This window comes from Aquabacterium sp. TM01, from assembly GCF_057808345.1.
In genome coordinates this window covers 3,459,617-3,476,879 of sequence record NZ_AP046529.1, presented here as the reverse complement: position 1 = coordinate 3,476,879, position 17,263 = coordinate 3,459,617, and the positions used below count along the sequence as shown (strand labels likewise).

The window sequence follows — 17,263 nt, the reverse complement described above, 5'->3', positions numbered from 1 at the left end:
CCTCGTCCCATGAGCGATCAAGAACAACCCCGCAATCCGCTGCACGGCCTGACGCTGGAGCAGCTCCTCACCGATCTGGTGGATTACTACGGCTGGGAGGGCCTGGCCCAACGCATTGCCTTGCGCTGCTTTGCGCAGAACCCCAGCATCGCCTCCAGCCTCAAGGTGCTGCGCAAGACGCCGTGGGCACGCGAGAAGGTCGAAGGCCTGTACCTCTACACCCTGCGCCAGAGCCGCCGTCAGGACGGCTGAGCAAAGCCGCTGTCGATCCAGCGGACGGCGCTGGCGCTGTTGAGCTTGAAGTCCGGTCGCACGCGAACCTGGGCCACGCGCTCACCGTATTCGTCCAGCGCGGCCAGCAGCGCGTGCGGCTCGAATTCGTCGGGGACGATGTCGAGGGTGACCTGCCAGCTGGCGCCAGCCGCCTGCACGGACACGTTCTTGTGCAGCTGCGCGCGCAGCTGCTGCTCGTGGCGTCGGATCACTTCCGAGGCGGTTTTCACCAGCGTGTTGAAAGCGGACACGTCCAGTGGCTTGGGGTTTTTCTTGTCGCGGCCCATGGTCCAGGGCCCGACCAGGGCGGGCTCGGACTCGCCGTCCACATACATGGCCACAGCCCAGCCGTCGTCGTCTTCGTTCTTGATGACCCGCGCGGTCCAGCCGTTGTCGGCCCACACGCGGGCCTCCTTGATCGTCTCGGGGGGCTCGGGGGTGTCGGTATCGGGAGGGGGAGCGGAATCGTTCACGGGGATCAGTCTGGGGTGCGCAAGCTCAGGCTCGGTCGTCAATCTCAATCGACGATGGCCACGCCGGCCGTGAAGGCCACGCGGTCTTTCAGGTTGGCGGCCGACTCGCTGGGCTCGGGATAGTGCCAGACGGCATCGGCCTTCATCTCGCCGTTGACGAACAGGCTCTGGTAGTAGGCCTGGCCCTTCCAGTCGCTGGTGCGGTGGTTGCTGAAGCTGGTGTACTCGCTCTTGAGCGCCGCCAGGGGGAAGTAGTGTTCGCCTTCCACGGTGACGATGTCGTCGCTCTCCGCCACCACCACGCCGTTCCAGATCGCCTTCATGCCGCACTCCTGTTGATTGAGGCGCTCATGCTAGCGCAGCTGACTCGGCTCCGCGGTCGTGCCGAGCCCACCGGCCGACAGCGCAATGTGCTTGTACAGCGCCGCAATCAGATCGGACTGCGTCACCATGCCCAGCACCTGGCGGCGTGCGTCGATGATGGGCACGCGGTGCAGGCCCTGGTCACTGAGCTGTTGCACCAGGGTGGCCACGGGGGTGTCCGGCGTCGCGCTGATCACGTTCGCGCTCATGATCTGACCCACCACCTCGGCCTTGTCCGAGTTCGGCCCAGGCGTGCGCCGCAACAGCCCCTGCAGGCTGGCCGCCAGGCCGGCGGTGCGCGTGTCGTCCATCTGGCGCAAGAAGTCGGCCACGGTCAGGATGCCGATCAGGCGCTGGAACTTGTCCACCACCGGCAGGGCCTTGACCTTGTGCCGACGCAACATCTGCCAGGCGTCTTCCAGCTCGGTGGCAAACTCAACCGTCACCACGTCGCGCGACATGATGTCCCCGCAGGTCAGGCACAGATGCCGCTCGAAGGCGTGCGACACCGCCAGGTTGTACAGCGTGATCAGCTCACTTTCCTGCACGTCGACAAAGATGTCGAGCTGCTTGACCGCATGCGCAAGGTCGGCGTGGTCCAGGCCGCCGCGTTGCAAGGGGGCCGCATCACGGGTCTGATGACGTAGGTGGGCGGTGTCGGCCGGGGCGCGATAGGGATACGGCCGGCGCCACAGCAGCCGGTGGATCAGCACCGCCCCCAGCAAGAGCACGCCCACGTTCAAGGCCACCATCTCCAGGGTATGCCACACGTCGATCACGCGGCCATGGTGCTCGTGCACGATCAACAGCGCCAGGGCGCCCCCCGGTGGGTGCAGGCAGTGCAGGCGCGCCATCAGCCACACCGTCAGGCCCACCGATACGGCGGCCGCCCAGCCGGCATGGGGGATCAGGGTCACACAGGCCAGACCGATCAGCGTGGCCACCAGGTAGCTGCCGAACACGGGCCAGGGCTGGGCCAAGGGGCTGTGCGACAGCGCGAAGAGGATCACCACGCTGGCCCCGATGGGCGCCATCAGCCAGGCGTGCGCGCCGGGCACCAACGGCAACACCATGGCGCTCAAGGCCACGCTCAGCAGCGCACCCAGGCTGGCGCGCCGGCGCTCCGGACGAGACAAGGCAGGCGTGTCGGCGGTCAGCAGGTGCTGGAGCCGACGAAGCAGGGCAGCAGACATGGGGGCAGGGGAGTCAAATAAGGCACCATTGTGGTGCCTCTGAAATATGCCGTGGGCCCAAAGGGCATGTGACAAACCCGCTGCCTTACCATGTCAGACCTGTCTCTCGCTGCCACCATGAGCCCCGCTGCCGCCCTCGGTTTCAACGCCACCTTGTGGCGCCGCTTTGCCCACATCGCCGCGCCTTACTGGCGCACGTCGGAAGAGCGCTGGCGGGCGGTGGGCATGCTGGGCCTGCTCATCTTGCTGCTGCTGGGGCAGACCGGCTTCAACGTGCTGTTCAACCACGAGACGGGCGAGTTCACCTCGGCCCTGGCCGCCGGGGACGCCGAGCGCTTTTGGGCCTCCATCTGGCGCTACACCTTCATTCTTGCGGCGGCCGTGCCCATCTACGGCCTGTATTACTACGTGCGCGACATCCTGGGGCTGCGCTGGCGCCGCTGGCTCACGCAGCACTTCCTGACGCGCTATTTCAGTGGGCGGGCCTACTACCGGCTCCATGCCGATGCCAGCATCGACAACCCGGACCAGCGCATCGCCGAAGACATCAACTCGTTCACGCAGCAGTCCCTGTACTTCTCGATGATCGTGCTGTCCTCGGTGATCCAGCTGGTCGCCTTTGCCAGCGTGCTGTGGACGATCTCGCAGGGCCTGGTGTACTTCCTGCTGGCCTACGCCCTGGTCACCACCGTGTTCACGGCCAGCGTGTTCGGGCGCCGCCTGATCGGGCTGAACTTCAAGCAGCTGCAGCGCGAGGCCGACTTCCGTTTCAACCTCGTGCGGGTGCGCGAACATGCCGAGCCCATCGCCTTCCACAACGGCGAGGCACGCGAGATGTCAGCCCTGATGCGGGTGTTCGGCGCGCTGTTCGCCAACTACCGCCAGGTGCTGTCCTGGCAGCTGCGCCTCAACACCTTCCAGTACGCGCACAGCTTCCTCACCATCGTCCTGCCGGTGGTGATCATCTCCGGCCAGGTGCTGTCGGGCGAGCTGGAAGTGGGGCGCGCCATCCAGGCCACTGGCGCTTTCACCGCCATCCTCAGCGCCTTGACGGTCATCGTCGAGCACTTCGAAGGCCTGAGCCGCTTCTCGGCCGGCATCGACCGCCTGCATGCCTTCTCCGACACGCTGGACCGGCAGGCCGAGGCCGAGCGCGAGGAGCCCACCGGGACGCCGCGCCGCATCCTCACCGTCTCCGACCCGCATCTGTCCCTTGAGAACCTGACGGTGTACACGCCCCACAGCGAGCACCTGCTGCTGCGGGATTTGTCGCTGAGCGTGCCGCCGGGGCAGGGCTTGATGATCACGGGGGCCAGCGGTTCGGGCAAAAGCTCGCTGCTGCGGGTGATGGCCGGTTTGTGGCACACCGGCACGGGCCAGGTGTTGCGCCCGGCGGGGCCGGACATGCTCTTTTTGCCCCAGTACCCTTATCTGCCCCTGGGCGACCTGCGCACCCAGCTGCTCTACCCGCACACCGAGCGCGACATCTCCGACGCGGAATTGCATGAGTGGTTGCACGCCGTGAACCTGCCCGATCTGGCGCAGCGCTTCGGCGGCCTGCAAGCCGAGCTGGACTGGGGCAAAGTGCTTTCGGCCGGGGAGCAACAGCGCCTGGCCTTTGCCCGTGCGCTGCTGGCCAAGCCGCGCTACCTCTTGCTGGACGAGGCCACCAGCGCGCTGGACGGGGCCAATGAGGCCCTGCTGTACGGTCAGCTGGAGGGCCTGTCGATCACCCCCATCAGCGTCAGCCACCATGAAGCCGTGGGGGCCTTCCACCAGCAGGTGCTGGAGCTGACCGGCGAGGGCGGCTGGCGCCTGTATCCGGCCGACACCGGGCGGTCCGGCTCACCCCACTGAAGCACCTGCCGACCCACCCGCCTGCTACGATGTCGGGCTGCTTCTTTGAAACAACCTGTATGGAATCCCTTCTGGTATCGACGGGCGTGGTCGCCCTGGCTGAAATGGGTGACAAGACCCAATTGCTGGCCTTCATCCTGGCCGCGCGCTTCAAAAAGCCGCTGCCCATCATCCTGGGCATCCTGGTGGCCACGGTGCTCAACCACGGCCTGGCCGGTGCCCTGGGCACCTGGATCACCACCACCCTGAGCCCGGACGTGCTGCGCTGGGTGCTGGGCTTGTCCTTCCTGGGCATGGCCATCTGGACCATGATTCCCGACAAGATCGAGGAAGAAGAAACCAACATTGCCAGCCGCCTGGGCGTCTTCGGTGCCACCTTGATCACCTTCTTCCTGGCCGAGATGGGCGACAAGACCCAGATCGCCACGGTCGCCATGGCCGCACACTATGCGCAGCCGCTGCTGGTGGTCATCGGCACCACGCTGGGCATGCTGATCGCCGACGTGCCCGCCGTGTTTGTGGGCGACAAGTTCGCCGCCCGCATCCCCATGAAGCTGGTGCACACCATTGCTGCAGCCATCTTTGCCGTGTTGGGCGTGCTGGTGCTGTTTGGCATCGGCGATGCGCTCGGTGTCTGATCCCCTTTTCCCTCTCCTGACCTCGTACAGCCATGGCACGCGTCCAATTTGAACTGCCGGATCACTTCATCTTCACCACCGAGGTGCAGATCTACGTCAGCCACGTCAACCAGGCCGGTCACCTCGACAACGCCCAGCTGCTGACCCTGGTCTCGGAAGGCCGCGCGCGCTTTTTCCGCTGGCTCGGTTACACCGAGTTCGACGTCGAGGGCGTGGCCATCGTGGTGGGCGACATGATGGCCCAGTACAAGTCCGAAGGCTTCTACGGCGAGGTCATCCGGGTCGAGATGGTGCCGGCTGACTTCAACAAGTACGGCTTCGATCTGGTCTTTTGCCTCACCGAGGTCTCCAGTGGGCGCGAGGTGGCACGGGGCAAGAGTGGCATCGTTTTTGTCGATAAGGTGCACAAGAAAGTGGTCCCGCGCCCCGAAGGCTTCATGCAGAGCTTGCTGGCACAGGCGCCTGAATTGCACATCGACTGAGCCGGCCGCGCACGCACCATGCCTTCACCCGCCGACACCGAACAGCGCTTCATCGACTTCGAAATCAAAATCGGGTTCATGGAGGACCTGCTCGACAACCTCAATGAAACGGTCGCCCGCCAGCAGCAGCACATCGACCTGCTGATGAGGGAAGTGACCCACTTGCGCCAACAGCAGGACGACGGGGGCGGCAGTCCGGCCTTTCGCAGCCTGCGTGACGAGTTGCCGCCGCATTACTGAGCGGCTCGATTCACGCCGCCCACCAGCGGCGCATGCGTGGCGGGTGCCATGCATGGGCCAGGGCTCACCGGGGAGCTTTCATCATGACGCGTTCCGCGACCGACCGCACCGCTTTGACCTGGCAGATTCAGCCCATTAACATGGGACGGGCGCTGGTGGCCTGGACACCGACCGGGGTGCGCGCGGTTTTGATGGCCGATGACGATGACGCCTTGCTGGCCGAGCTGCGTGGCAGTTTCCCGGGGGTGCCCTTGCGGCACGTTGAGGCGGCGCACCCGTGGGTGAACGACGTGATCGCCCAACTGGACAACGCCACGCCACGACAGGCTCATGACATGAGCTTGCCTTTGGATCTGGGCGGAACGGTATTCCAGCAGACGGTGTGGGCCGCCTTGCGGCGGATCCCGCCCGGGCGGACCGTGAGTTACAGCGAGCTGGCGCACCAAGTGGGGCGGCCACGTGCCGTCAGGGCGGTGGCCAGTGCGTGTGCGGCCAATGTGCTGGCCGTGCTCATCCCGTGTCACCGCGTGGTGCGCCGCGACGGCAGCCTGTCCGGCTACCGCTGGGGGCTGGCGCGCAAACAAGCCTTGTTGGCGCGCGAAGCCGTTCGCTGAGTCAGGGCAGGGCAGGCCTCACCCGCGCTGCCCTGCAGGGCCGCAGCCCTTACTTGGTCGGGGGCACCGCTGGCGTGGCAGGGGCGGCCGGTGCGGCAGGCGTGGCGCCATGGTGTGCTGCCTTGTGCTCGGCACGGGTCTTGGCCTTCTTGGCGCTGTGCTTGGCCTTGTGTTCCATCTTGGGCTCGGCTTTGTGTTCGCCCTTGTGCTCCATGGCCTGCTCGTGCTTGGGCGCCATCTTGTGCTCGGCGTTGTGCATGGCCGGGGCAGAGGCTTTGGCGCTTGGCATCGGGGCCACGGGCGCAGGCGCCTGTGCGAAGGAAGCAGCAGCAAACACGCTCAACAGGGCGGCGGCGAGAATCGACTTCTTCATCATGATGTGGACCTTTCAAAGGGGTACCAGAGGCGAAACGTCTTGCCGCGACGGTGGCAAGTCAGTACATGACGCGCCGCCATCCTGGCGCGTTGACACGATCACGCACCGACATCACATTTATTTTGCGTGGGGTTGGAACGCACCACCGTGGCCGGCTCCGGACACATACATCCCCTCACAGATCCATGCAGACAAAGACCGGCAGGCTGCTCTAAGATCACCGTATCGCATCCTGTATTGGTGAGGAAGTTGCATGACCCCGAAGAAAAAACTGGTTTCCTGGATCGTGGCCGCCGCCCTGTGTCACACGGCGGGCCTGCAAGCGGCTCACGCCGGCATGATCGCCACCGAATCGGTCGCCGCTGGCACCGAGCTGGTGCAGGTCGAGTCACGTCGTGCCCAGGTTCTGGCCACCCTGAATCGTGCTGACGTGTCCGAAGCCCTGGTCGCCAAGGGTGTGGACATGGAGGCGGCCCGGGCCCGCATCGCGTCGCTGTCCGACCAGGAAGTGGTGGCCCTGGCCGACCAACTGGAACACGCTCCGGCTGGTGCCAGCGGTGTGCTGGGCACCATCGTGTTCATCTTCCTGGTGCTGCTGATCACCGACATCCTGGGCTTCACCAAGGTCTTCCCCTTCACCCGTTCCATCCGCTGAGGCGTGTGACCCGCATGCGACCCGGACGTCGCCGCTGGCTGGCGAGAGCCGGGGCGCTGGGGGGGCTGGCGGTGCTGAGCGGCTGCGCCAGCCTGACGGCCTCGCAGACCCGGGCCCTGCTCGCCCAGAGACCCTCAGACCTGCCGGTGCGCGTCGAGTGGGCGCAGGTGCCGTTTTTCCCGCAGGAGCTCAACCAGTGCGGTCCCGCCGCCTTGGCCACCGCCCTCGGCGCGGTGGGTGTGACGATCGTGCCCGAGGTGCTGGGCACGGCCGTGTTCGTGCCGGCGCGCGAAGGCAGCCTGCAAATCGAGATGCTGGCCGCGCCGCGCCGGCATGGCCAGATTGCCACCCGCATCCGACCCGATTTGTTGTCGCTGCTGCGCGAGGTGGCCGCCGGACAGGCGCCGGTGGTGCTGCTCAACCTCGGCTTGTCCATCCGGCCCTTGTGGCATTACGCCGTGGTGGTGGGCTACGACCTGCCGGCCGGCGACATCCTGTTGCGCTCGGGCACAGTCCAGCGCGAGGTGATGCCCCTGAGCACCTTCGAGCACACCTGGGCGCGCTCCAGCCAATGGGCCTTCGTGGTGCTGCCGCCCGATCGCTTGCCTGCACAGGCCGATGAGGCTGCGGTCACCGAGGCCCGTGTGGCCTTTGAGCGCGTGGCGCCGCCACCGCTGGCGGCGCAAGCCTACCGCACGGCCCTGCAACGCTGGTCTGACAGCCTGGTGTTGGGCCTGGGTCTGGGCAATGCGCTGTATGCGGCCGGTTCGTGGGCCGATGCCGAAGCGGCCTACGCCCAGGTGGCACAGCGCCATGACAGTGCTCCCGCCTGGCACAACCTGGCCCGCCTGCGGCTGGAGCGTCGCGACCTGCCCGGCGCGCGCACCGCCGCCGACGCCGCCGTGCGCCGTGCGCAGAGTGAGCCCGCCTGGCGCGAGGCAGCTGAGGCCGTGAGCCGCGATGTGCAGCGTGCCGCAGCGGGTGAGGGTGCCTTGCCGCCCTGACCGTGCCTGCTGCTTGTTTCGGGTGGTTGTCTATGATGCGCCACCATGCACACGCCTGAACTGACCTTGACCGCCGATGCCATCACGGCCGCGGCACACACCCTGGCCACGCGTCGGCTCACCGGGCAGGTGGGTGGGGCCTTGCCTGCCACATGTCGCCCCGCGACCTTGGCCGACGCCTTGGCCGTGCAGGGCGCCGTGACCCAGGCCTTGGCGCAGCGCACCGGTGAGCGCGTGGCGGGCTGGAAGTGCGGCCTGCCGGGCCCGGACACCTGGGTGCTGGCCCCGCTGTATGCGGGCACGCTGTACCGCGGTGATGGTCCAGGTGAAGGACTGGGTGACGCACCGGCGGACGGTTGGCCCGTGTGGACTCAGAACGGGCAGGTGAAGGTCGAGCCCGAGCTGGCATTTGTGCTCGGGCGTGATCTGCCGCCGCGTGCGCAGCCTTATGACACCGAGGAGGTGGCGGCGGCCGTGGCGACCGCCCACGTGGCGCTGGAATTGATCGACAACCGCTACGACGACGCCACCCCGCTGCGCTTTGCCGATCGCCTGGCCGATGGGCTGGTCAACCAGGGCCTGTGGCTGGGACCAGCCATCGACCTCGCCCGGGCACGCACGGCGCAGTCGTTGGATATCGAGCTGAACGCCGACGGACAAGTGCTGCTGTCGCAGCGCGGCGTGCACCCGACGGGTGAGCCGATGGCGCCCTTGTGTTGGTTGGCCGAGTTCCTGAGGGCGCGGGGCCAGGGATTGCAGGCCGGACAGGTGGTCATCACCGGCTCGTATGCCGGCGCACCCTGGGTGCCCGTGGGGCCCTTGCTACGCGTGCGCTTTGGCGCCCTGGGCGAGGTGGTGCTGCGCTTCCAGGGGCGTCCGCGCGGCTGAACTTGCGAGGGCGATGCGGGTCCGGGAACGTGCGCAGCGCAGGTGTCAGCGGTACCATCCTGACATCTGTCTGATCTGCTGTGCCTTGACCCATGACCCGTCCTGAAACTGCTTCTCCCGTGGCGCCTTCGGCCCGTTGGCGTGCCTGGGCCAAACCCCTGGCGGGGGTGGCGGCCGTGGCCGCTGCGTGGACCGGCGTGGTGGGCATGTGGCTGCCCGATTGGGCACGGCCCCGTATCGAAGCGGCGGCCACCGAAGCCCTCGGCACCCCGGTGACCGTTGCCGCGGTGCGCATCCATCCCTGGACGCTGGCCGTCGAGGTCGATGGCGTGGCCGTGGGGCCGCAGACCGCACCCTGGTTCACCTTGAAGCAGGCGCAGACCCAGCTCTCGCTGGCCTCCGTGCGCCACCTGGCGCCGGTCATCCGCCGCGTGCAGTTGACCGAGCCGATGTTCTGGCTGGAGCGCCAGAGCGCCGATCAGTTCAACATCAGCCCGGTGATGGCCCGCCTGATGGCCCCGTCCCCGGAGCCGAAGCCCGACAGCGAACCGACCCGCTTCGCCGTCTTCAACATCGAGGTGCGCGACGGCCTGCTGCGCTACACCGACCGCGTCCTGAAGCAGGAGCACCGCGTCGAGCAGTTGCAGGTCGGGGTGCCTTTCGTGTCCAACCTGCCCAGCGACATCGCAGTGGACGTGCAGCCCCGCCTGCAGGCGCGCATCGACGGCAGCCCCCTGAAGATCGAAGGCAAGACGCTGCCCTTCCAGGAGGGACATCGCTCCGAGGTGCAACTGGCCTGGCAGTCGGTGGATGTGGCGCACTGGTTGACGGCGGCCCAGCCTTTCCTGCCGCCGAGCGTGAAGTTCACGCCGCAGCAGGGGCAGCTCGACACGGCCCTGACCGTGCAGTTCGAGCAGCGCCCGACCCCCGCCGTGCCGATGTTGCGCATCACTGGCGGACTGCAGCTCAGCAAGCTGGGCCTGGGTCTGCCGCAGGCGCCAGGTCTGGGGCAGGTGGACACGGGCTGGCAGTTGCTGAAGGTGGCCGGGCTGGATGCCCTGCCGCTGGAGAAAAAGGTGCGTGTGGCCAGCGTGAGCCTGGACGGGCTGCACCTGAAGGCGCGTCCGCTGGCTGGCGGAGCCGCCGCATCGGCAGAGGGTGCTGCGCCCCAGGTGGTGCCCGCCGCTTCGCGTGTGGCCGTGGCGCCTGAGGCATCGGCCACATCTGCCGCCTCGACGGCCTCCCGCGCCTCAGACGCAGCGCCTGCACGCAGTGCGTCGGACACGCCCTGGCAGTGGTCCGTGGGCACCGTGCATCTGGCGGCCCAGGCCATCGACGTGCAAACCGCCGCCGTGCCCTGGCCACGTCTGGACCGCGTGGTGCTCGACGTCAAGGGCCTGGACGCCTCCGCCAAGGCGCCTGCTGCCACCTGGCAGCTCGACCTGGCCGATCAGCATGGCATGACCTTGCGCGCCAACGGTCAAGCCCAGGTGGCCCGCCAGCAGGTCGAGGCCAAGCTCGCGCTGGATCAGGCCGGTGTGCAACCCTGGCTGGCGCCGCTGGCGCAATCGTTGAGCTTGCCGCTGGCCGTCCAAAAGGGCGCCTTGTCCTTGCAGGCGCAACTCAGCGCGCGCCTGCAGGCCGACCCGGCCGCGACCTCCTCTGAGCTGGCCCAACCCGGGCTGAACCTGAGCGGCGGTTCCGTCCGTCTGGCAGGTCTGCAGACGCAGGCCACGGCCGCAGGCGTGCGCGATCAGATCCAGCTGGGCGAACTGGCAGTGGAGGGCGCCGATGCCCATCTGTCGCTGGCGCCAGCCCAGCCCGGTCTGCGCCGCTTGAGCCTGGAGACGGTGACGGTCAATGGCCTGGATGCCCGCGTGACCCGCGGCCGTCAGGGCCAGTGGCTGGGCATGGCGCCGCCCCGTCCGGCACCGGCCACCGCACATCGCACTTCCGCGAAGCCGCAGGAGGCCGCGCTACCGCCGGTCACCGTCAAGCTGCTGCGTTGCCAGGACTGCCGCGTCCAGCTCACCGACCAGACCGTCAGCCCTGCGGCCTTGCTGTCCCTGCAGCGCACCGAACTGAGCGTGGCCAACGCCTCCACCGATCTGCGCCAGCCCTTGAAAGTTGACTTGCGCACCCAGGCCCAGGGCAAGGGGCAGGTGAACTTCCAGGGTGAGGTGCGGCCGCAGCCGCTGTCCGTGCAGGGCCAGGTCGGTCTGGCCGGCGTGGACCTGCGCGTGCTGCAGTCCTACCTCGATCCCCACCTCAACATCCACATCGCCGGGGCGCGTGCCCAGGCGGCCGGTCGGGTGCAAGTGCAAGACGACGCCCGCCGCGGCCTGAGCGTGCGCTACCAGGGCCGTGTCGGCCTGAGCGATCTGCGTCTGCAGGACCGTGTCAACGAGGCCGATTTCGTCAGCTGGCGCACCCTGACGCTCGACGGCACCGACCTGGCCTGGGCCAACGGACAGGTCAACGCCAACCTGGGCCGCATCGCGCTGAACGAGTTTTTCGGCCGCGTCATCATCAACCCCGACGGGCAGCTCAACCTCGCCAGCATTGCCAGCCGCGAGGTCGGGGCTCAGCCCAAGTCCCTCACCACCCCGGAGCCGGCCGCCTCGGCGCCCTCGGTCTCGCCGGCACCGCCCCCTGCGGCCGCGCCGGTGGTGGCTTCGGCGGCCTCTGCCCCAGCGGCATCGCCTGCGAGCGCCTCCCCCATGAAATTGCGCTGGCAGGGCATTCAGCTGAGCAAGGGGCGGGTGGACTTCACCGACAACTTCATCAAGCCCAATTACTCGGCCAACCTCACGCGCATCGAGGGCACCATCTCGGCCGTGGCCTCCGACAAGCCCGAGCCGGCCACGGTGGATGTGGCCGGCACGGTGGACGACGGCGCACCGCTCAAGATCACCGGTCAGTTGCACCCCCTGGGCCCGCGCCTGTTCACCGACATTCAGGGCAGCGCCAAAGGCATCGAGCTCACCCGCCTGACGCCGTACGCGGCGCGCTACGCGGGTTACGCGATCGAGAAGGGCTCGCTGTCGATGACCGTGCACTACAAGATCGACGGCGGCAAGCTCGAAGCCCAGAACCAGATCTTCCTCGACCAGCTCACCTTCGGCGAGAAGGTGGACAGCCCGGACGCCACCAAGCTGCCCGTGCTGTTTGCCGTCTCGCTGCTCAAGAACCGCCATGGCGAGATCGACGTCAACCTGCCGATTTCCGGCTCGCTGGACGATCCGCAGTTTTCGGTGGGCGGCATCATCTGGCGCGTCATCGTCAACCTGATCACCAAAGCCGTGATGGCGCCGTTCTCGCTGCTCTCGGGCGGGGGCGATGAACTGGGCTTCGTGCCCTTTGCGCCCGGTTCGGCCGAACTCAGCGAGGCCGCGCGGGCACGCCTGGACACCCTGGCCGGCAAGCTCGACGACCGCCCCGCCCTCAAGCTGGAGGCCACCGGCCGCGCCGACCCCGCTGTGGACGTGGCCGGCCTGCGCGCCGCCCATGTGGACCGCCTGATGCGGGCGGCCAAAGCCAAGGCGCAGGGGCAGCCCGTGGCTGAGGTCAATATTTCACCAGAAGAAAAAGCACAGTGGCTGAGCGCGGCCTACAAGGCGGCCGACATCAAGAAACCGCGCAATCTGGTGGGGCTGGCCAAAACCCTGCCGCCTGCCGAGATGGAAGCGCTGCTGCAGGCGGCGGCTCCGGTGAACGATGCCGCCCTCAAGAGCTTGGCCGATCACCGCGGGGACGCCGTCAAGGCCTACCTGCTCACCAAAATCGCGTCCGAGCGTGTGTTGTTGACGGCTTCCAAGGTCGGCACCAGTGGCTTGCCGGATGACAAGGGCCCCAGCTCTCGGGTACAGTTTGATCTGAAGTGATCGTGTGACGGAGGCCACCATGAGTGCAATTTCAGCCATCGGTTTGTCGGGTGCCCAGGCAGCATTGACCCGCATGGACGTGGCCGCACACAACATTGCCAATGTGCAGACCGAGAAGTTCCAGCGGCAGGTGGTCAACCAGCAGAGCCAGGAATCGGGTGGCGTGAGCACCTCGCTGGCTCAGGCGCAGGAGATCGGACCCGATCTGGCCAAGGATCTGATTGAGCAGAAAATGGCCACCTACACCTACCGCGCCAACCTGCGCAGCATCCAGGCCGACCAGCAGATGATGGGCAGCCTGCTCGACATTGAAGCCTGATCCCCGTCGCCTCATTGCCCACTTGGACATGGACGCGTTCTATGCGTCCGTGGAGTTGCTGCGGTATCCACAGCTTCAGGGCCTGCCGGTGGTCATTGGCGGGTCACGGCGCAGCGCTTCGGCCCCGCAGCCCCACGAGGTGAGCGACTTCGCCCGCCTGCGCGATTACGCAGGCCGTGGCGTCATCACCACCGCGACCTATCCGGCGCGGGCGCTGGGCGTGCACTCGGGCATGGGGCTGATGAAGGCCGCCGCCCTGGCCCCCGATGCCATCTTGCTGCCGATGGACTTCGACGCCTACCGCCATCACTCGCGCCAGTTCAAGGCGGCGGTGGCCCGCATTGCGCCGGTGCTGGAGGACCGGGGCATCGACGAGATCTACCTGGACTTGACCGAGGTGCCCGGCGCGCAGGAGGCCTTGGACGGCGACCCCCTGGGTGGCGTGCGAGCGCTGGCGCAGCGCATCAAGGCGGCAGTGCGCGAGGCCACCGGCCTGAGCTGCTCGATCGGCGTCACGCCCAACAAGCTGCTGTCCAAGATCAGCTCCGACCTGGACAAACCTGATGGCCTCACGGTGCTGATGCACGAGGACGTGCCCACCCGCATCTGGCCCTTGCCGGCCAGCCGCATCAACGGCATCGGCCCCAAGGCGACCGAGCGCTTGGCGGCCATGGGCATCCACACCATTGGCGAGCTGGCCGCCACGCCCGCCCATGAGCTGGCCAGTGCCTTCGGCAGCCACTATGGCGGCTGGTTGCACGAGGCTGCGCATGGCCGCGACGACCGTCCCGTGGTCACCTGGCGCGAGCCCAAGTCCATTAGCCGCGAAACCACGTTCGAGCGCGACCTGCACCCGCGCGACGACCGCGCTCAGCTCAGCCCCATCTTCACCCGCCTGTGCGAGCAGCTCGCCAGTGACCTGGTGCGCAAGAACTACGCAGGGCGCACCGTGGGCATCAAGCTGCGCTACGACGACTTCAAGATCGTCACCCGCAGCCTGACGCTGCCGCAGCCCACCCGCGATGCGGCCACCATCCGCCTGTGGGCCGGCCGTTGCCTCAGGACCGTGCCGCTGAACCGGCGCCTGCGCCTGCTGGGCGTCAAGATGGAGTCGCTGGTGCCCGGCGATGGCCAGCCCTCGGTGGCCGAGTCCGACGCGCCCTACAGCCTGCCCCTGTTTGACGAGCGCTGAGCGCGCGGCGGGGATCGCGGCGACAATGGCGGCCCTGTCTGTTCCTGTTGTGTCTGGAGTCCCCATGCGCCGTCTGGCCCTGATCCTGTCTCTGTTGGCGTGCCTGTCGGGCTGCTCGGTGCTTGCCGTGGCCGATGCCGCCGTGACCGTGGTCGCCACCACCGTCAGTGTGGGCGCCACCGTGGTGGGCACGGCGGTGGACGTGACCGCAGCGGGGGTCAAGGCGGTGGCCGGATCCGATGACGAGGCCGATGAGGCCCCCAGCGTGGAGGCCGGTGATGTCACCCCCCGCCCCGCAGCCCATCCCTGAGGGGGCGCAGGCCGCGGGTTGGCGCATCACCCTGCCCGCTGAAGGTCGCACTTTTGTGCAAGCGCCAGGACAGACGGTGCTGGCCGCGGCCCTGGCTGCGGGGGGGGACTGGCCGCGCTCTTGCCGCAATGGCAGCTGTCGCAGCTGCCTGGCTCAGCTGGAAGCCGGCCAGGTGCGCTACCGCATCGACTGGCCCGGCCTCACGCCCGAAGAGAAAGAGTGGGGCTGCATCCTGCCCTGCGTGGCCGAGGCCACCAGCGACCTGGTGATGCGCCTCCCCTGACAGCGCACCGATGCATCGCGGTGTGCGGCCCTCAGTCGGGCTGCACCCGCGCAAAGCGGGGCCGGCGCACGCCGTCCACGGTCACCTCCTCCACAAACATCGCATAGGGCCGCACCCACAGCGCGCCCTCGCCATACAGCGGCTGGTACAGCACCAGCGTTTCCAGCGTCTCGCTGTGGCGCACCACGCCCAGTACGCGGTAGCGCAATCGTTTGTAATGCTCGTACTCGCCCGTGGGCAGGTGGGGGAGGGGCGGGAGGTCATGCGTGTCGCTCATCCCCGCATTGTCGTGCGCGGAGGCACAATGTCGGGTTGCCGCTTTTCCTGCCGTCACGCTCTCGCCCCATCATGCTCTGGCACTCCCTGAACCGCGTTCTGGACCAACTCCGCCCCCGCCGTCAGGGCGTGGTCATGCTGGCCGATGCCTTCCTGATCCTGCTGGCGTGGCACTTCACCTACCTGTTTCGCATGGGGATGGAGCGCTGGCTGCATGAGCGTCCCAGCTACGACTGGGCCGTGTTGCTGGGCGTGATCGCGGTCTACAGCGCGGCCTCCTGGGCCCTGCGCGTGCCCCGTGCCAGCTGGCGCTACACCAGCTTTCACGACATCACCCGGCTGGCCTGGGTGTGCCTGGGCGCCGGGCTGGCGTGTGCCGTCGTCATCCTGATGGCGCAGCTCACCGAGGTGCCGCGCGCCGTGCTGGCCCTGCATCCGGTGTTCACGCTGATCGGTTTGTCGCTGGGGCGCATGACCGTGCGCATGCTCAGCGAGGCCTCGCGGGCCCGGCGCACGGGCGCCCAGGACAACGGTCAGCGGGCCCTGGTGCTGGGCGCCGGAGCGGCGGCCAAGCTGCTGATCGCGGGTATCCAGCACCGCAGCTGGACCGTGGTCGGCCTGCTCGATGACGACCCGCGCAAACACGGCAGCAGCATCGCCGGTGTCACCGTGTGGGGCGGGCTCGACCTGCTGGCCGACCGCGCCAACCTCAGCGGGGTCTCTCACCTCATCCTGGCCATGCCGGCGGCCACCCAGGAGCAGCGCAAACGTGTGCTGGCGCTGGCGGCGGCCACCGGTCTGCCGGTCGTCACCGTGCCCTCGGCCGATGAGTTGCGCGAGGGGGGCACCCGCATCGACCGTGTGCGCGACGTCCAGCCGGAAGACGTGCTGGGCCGTGAGCCCGTCAAGCTTGACGAGCACGCCGTCTCCGGGCTGATCAGCGGGCGCGCCGTGATGGTGACCGGCGCGGGCGGCTCGATCGGCGCCGAGCTGTGCCGCCAGATCGCCCGCTTCGGCCCCAGCCGCCTCGTCTTGTTCGAGCTCAGTGAATTTGCGCTCTACCAGGCCGAGCAGGACCTGGGCGAGCGCTTCCCGCACCTGCCACTGGTGCGCCTGGTGGGCGATGTGAAAGACCTGGGCGCGCTGCGCCGGGCCATGGCCACCCACCAGCCCGATCTGGTCTTTCACGCGGCGGCCTACAAGCACGTGCCGCTGATGGAAGACGACAACGCCTGGATCGCGCTGCGCAACAACACCCTGGGCACCTATCTGGCCGCCCAGGCCGCCGCCGAGAGCGGGGTGCAGCGCTTCGTGCTGATCTCTACCGACAAGGCAGTGAACCCCACCAACGTGATGGGCGCCACCAAGCGGGCGGCCGAGATGGTCATCTCGCACTGGGCCGCGCAGGGCACGGGCACCCGCTTTATGGCGGTGCGCTTTGGCAATGTGCTGGGGTCCAGCGGCAGCGTCATCCCCAAGTTCAAGGAACAGATCGCCAAGGGCGGGCCGGTCACCGTCACCCACCCTGAGATCACCCGCTACTTCATGACCATCCCCGAGGCTGCGCAACTCGTGCTGCAGGCCGCGTCCCTGGCCGAAACCGGTCAGGTGTTCGTGATGGACATGGGCAAGTCGGTGAAGATCGCCGACCTGGCGCGCGAACTGATCCGCCTCAGCGGCCACACCGAGGCCGAGATTCCCATCGTCTTCAGTGGCCTGCGTCCGGGCGAAAAGCTCTACGAAGAGCTGCTGGCCGATGCCGACACCACCTTGGCCACGCCGCATCCGCGTCTGCGCCTGGCGCAGCTGCGTGGCGAGTTGCCGCCCGACTGGCTGGCACGCCTCATGGCCCTGACGGTGGACGAGTCGGCCGCGACGCCGGCGGTGCTGCGCAGCAAACTGCACGAGCTGGTGCCCGAGTACGCCCCCCGTTGAAGGCCTGC

Annotated in this window: 20 protein-coding genes; 15 read left to right on the top strand and 5 right to left on the bottom strand. The window is 67.9% G+C overall.

The genetic code is table 11. From position 1 onward, the window contains the following. Positions 1-9: 9 nt before the first annotated feature. The gene (locus AC3WW4_RS16070; RefSeq protein ID WP_488829449.1) at positions 10-252 is read left to right on the top strand and encodes a VF530 family protein; all 243 of its coding nucleotides are present in this window, start codon (positions 10-12) and stop codon (positions 250-252) included. Here AC3WW4_RS16070 and AC3WW4_RS16065 read toward each other — a convergent pair. From AC3WW4_RS16065 to AC3WW4_RS16055, 3 genes are read right to left on the bottom strand one after another with little or no spacing between them, the layout of a single operon-like run. Continuing rightward, a complete protein-coding gene (locus AC3WW4_RS16065) occupies positions 240-746 on the bottom strand; it encodes a hypothetical protein (RefSeq protein WP_488829448.1) in 507 nt (168 codons plus the stop codon). The two genes, AC3WW4_RS16070 and AC3WW4_RS16065, sit on opposite strands and share 13 nt — an antisense overlap. Before the next feature lie 44 nt (positions 747-790). Continuing rightward, positions 791-1,069, bottom strand: coding sequence for a DUF427 domain-containing protein (locus tag AC3WW4_RS16060; protein ID WP_488829447.1), 279 nt, complete (start codon positions 1,067-1,069; stop codon positions 791-793). Positions 1,070-1,099: 30 nt separating this feature from the next. Continuing rightward, on the bottom strand, positions 1,100-2,302 hold the full coding sequence (locus AC3WW4_RS16055) for an HPP family protein (RefSeq protein ID WP_488829446.1): 1,203 nt from the start codon (positions 2,300-2,302) through the stop codon (positions 1,100-1,102). A gap of 90 nt (positions 2,303-2,392) precedes the next feature. On the opposite strand from AC3WW4_RS16055, the gene AC3WW4_RS16050 reads away from it, so the two are divergent. The 5 genes from AC3WW4_RS16050 to AC3WW4_RS16030 all read left to right on the top strand — a co-directional run bounded on the left by AC3WW4_RS16050 (position 2,393) and on the right by AC3WW4_RS16030 (position 6,133). Next, positions 2,393-4,159, top strand: coding sequence for an ABC transporter ATP-binding protein/permease (locus AC3WW4_RS16050; RefSeq protein WP_488829445.1), 1,767 nt, complete (start codon positions 2,393-2,395; stop codon positions 4,157-4,159). A gap of 59 nt (positions 4,160-4,218) precedes the next feature. Next, positions 4,219-4,797, top strand: coding sequence for a TMEM165/GDT1 family protein (locus tag AC3WW4_RS16045; RefSeq protein ID WP_488829444.1), 579 nt, complete (start codon positions 4,219-4,221; stop codon positions 4,795-4,797). Positions 4,798-4,829: 32 nt separating this feature from the next. After that, the gene (locus AC3WW4_RS16040) at positions 4,830-5,279 is read left to right on the top strand and encodes an acyl-CoA thioesterase (protein ID WP_488829443.1); all 450 of its coding nucleotides are present in this window, start codon (positions 4,830-4,832) and stop codon (positions 5,277-5,279) included. Positions 5,280-5,297: 18 nt separating this feature from the next. Beyond that, positions 5,298-5,519 (top strand): SlyX family protein, encoded by a 222-nt coding sequence (locus AC3WW4_RS16035; protein ID WP_488829442.1) that lies wholly within the window; start codon positions 5,298-5,300, stop codon positions 5,517-5,519. 83 nt (positions 5,520-5,602) lie between these two features. Then, entirely contained in the window at positions 5,603-6,133 is a 531-nt protein-coding gene (locus AC3WW4_RS16030) for a methylated-DNA--[protein]-cysteine S-methyltransferase (RefSeq protein WP_488829441.1), read from the top strand. Between the two features lie 49 nt (positions 6,134-6,182). Here the strand turns inward: AC3WW4_RS16030 and AC3WW4_RS16025 are convergent, their stop codons facing one another. Further along, entirely contained in the window at positions 6,183-6,509 is a 327-nt protein-coding gene (locus AC3WW4_RS16025; protein WP_488829440.1) for a hypothetical protein, read from the bottom strand. Positions 6,510-6,762: 253 nt separating this feature from the next. Here AC3WW4_RS16025 and AC3WW4_RS16020 point away from each other — a divergent pair, with 253 nt between their 5' ends. The 8 genes from AC3WW4_RS16020 to AC3WW4_RS15985 all read left to right on the top strand — a co-directional run bounded on the left by AC3WW4_RS16020 (position 6,763) and on the right by AC3WW4_RS15985 (position 15,044). Continuing rightward, positions 6,763-7,164, top strand: coding sequence for a PA2779 family protein (locus AC3WW4_RS16020; RefSeq protein WP_488829439.1), 402 nt, complete (start codon positions 6,763-6,765; stop codon positions 7,162-7,164). Between the two features lie 14 nt (positions 7,165-7,178). Then, positions 7,179-8,168, top strand: a complete 990-nt coding sequence (locus tag AC3WW4_RS16015; protein ID WP_488829438.1) for a PA2778 family cysteine peptidase — start codon at positions 7,179-7,181, stop codon at positions 8,166-8,168. 45 nt (positions 8,169-8,213) lie between these two features. Beyond that, complete coding sequence (locus AC3WW4_RS16010) at positions 8,214-9,056, top strand: 2-keto-4-pentenoate hydratase (RefSeq protein ID WP_488829437.1); 843 nt, start codon at positions 8,214-8,216, stop codon at positions 9,054-9,056. A 92-nt stretch (positions 9,057-9,148) separates the two neighbouring features. Next, on the top strand, positions 9,149-12,940 hold the full coding sequence (locus tag AC3WW4_RS16005; RefSeq protein WP_488829436.1) for a DUF748 domain-containing protein: 3,792 nt from the start codon (positions 9,149-9,151) through the stop codon (positions 12,938-12,940). A 19-nt stretch (positions 12,941-12,959) separates the two neighbouring features. Next, a complete protein-coding gene (locus AC3WW4_RS16000; protein ID WP_488829435.1) occupies positions 12,960-13,259 on the top strand; it encodes a flagellar basal body protein in 300 nt (99 codons plus the stop codon). Positions 13,260-13,287: 28 nt separating this feature from the next. After that, the gene (dinB, locus tag AC3WW4_RS15995; RefSeq protein WP_488829434.1) at positions 13,288-14,451 is read left to right on the top strand and encodes a DNA polymerase IV; all 1,164 of its coding nucleotides are present in this window, start codon (positions 13,288-13,290) and stop codon (positions 14,449-14,451) included. 64 nt (positions 14,452-14,515) lie between these two features. Further along, positions 14,516-14,761 (top strand): hypothetical protein, encoded by a 246-nt coding sequence (locus AC3WW4_RS15990; protein ID WP_488829433.1) that lies wholly within the window; start codon positions 14,516-14,518, stop codon positions 14,759-14,761. Next, the gene (locus AC3WW4_RS15985; RefSeq protein WP_488829432.1) at positions 14,730-15,044 is read left to right on the top strand and encodes a 2Fe-2S iron-sulfur cluster-binding protein; all 315 of its coding nucleotides are present in this window, start codon (positions 14,730-14,732) and stop codon (positions 15,042-15,044) included. The genes AC3WW4_RS15990 and AC3WW4_RS15985 overlap by 32 nt, the downstream gene beginning before the upstream one ends. Positions 15,045-15,075: 31 nt before the next feature. Here the strand turns inward: AC3WW4_RS15985 and AC3WW4_RS15980 are convergent, their stop codons facing one another. After that, positions 15,076-15,321, bottom strand: coding sequence for a DUF1653 domain-containing protein (locus AC3WW4_RS15980; protein WP_488829431.1), 246 nt, complete (start codon positions 15,319-15,321; stop codon positions 15,076-15,078). Between the two features lie 71 nt (positions 15,322-15,392). Between AC3WW4_RS15980 and AC3WW4_RS15975 the strand changes: the two genes are divergently transcribed. Beyond that, entirely contained in the window at positions 15,393-17,255 is a 1,863-nt protein-coding gene (locus AC3WW4_RS15975) for a polysaccharide biosynthesis protein (RefSeq protein ID WP_488829430.1), read from the top strand. Positions 17,256-17,263: the final 8 nt, after the last annotated feature.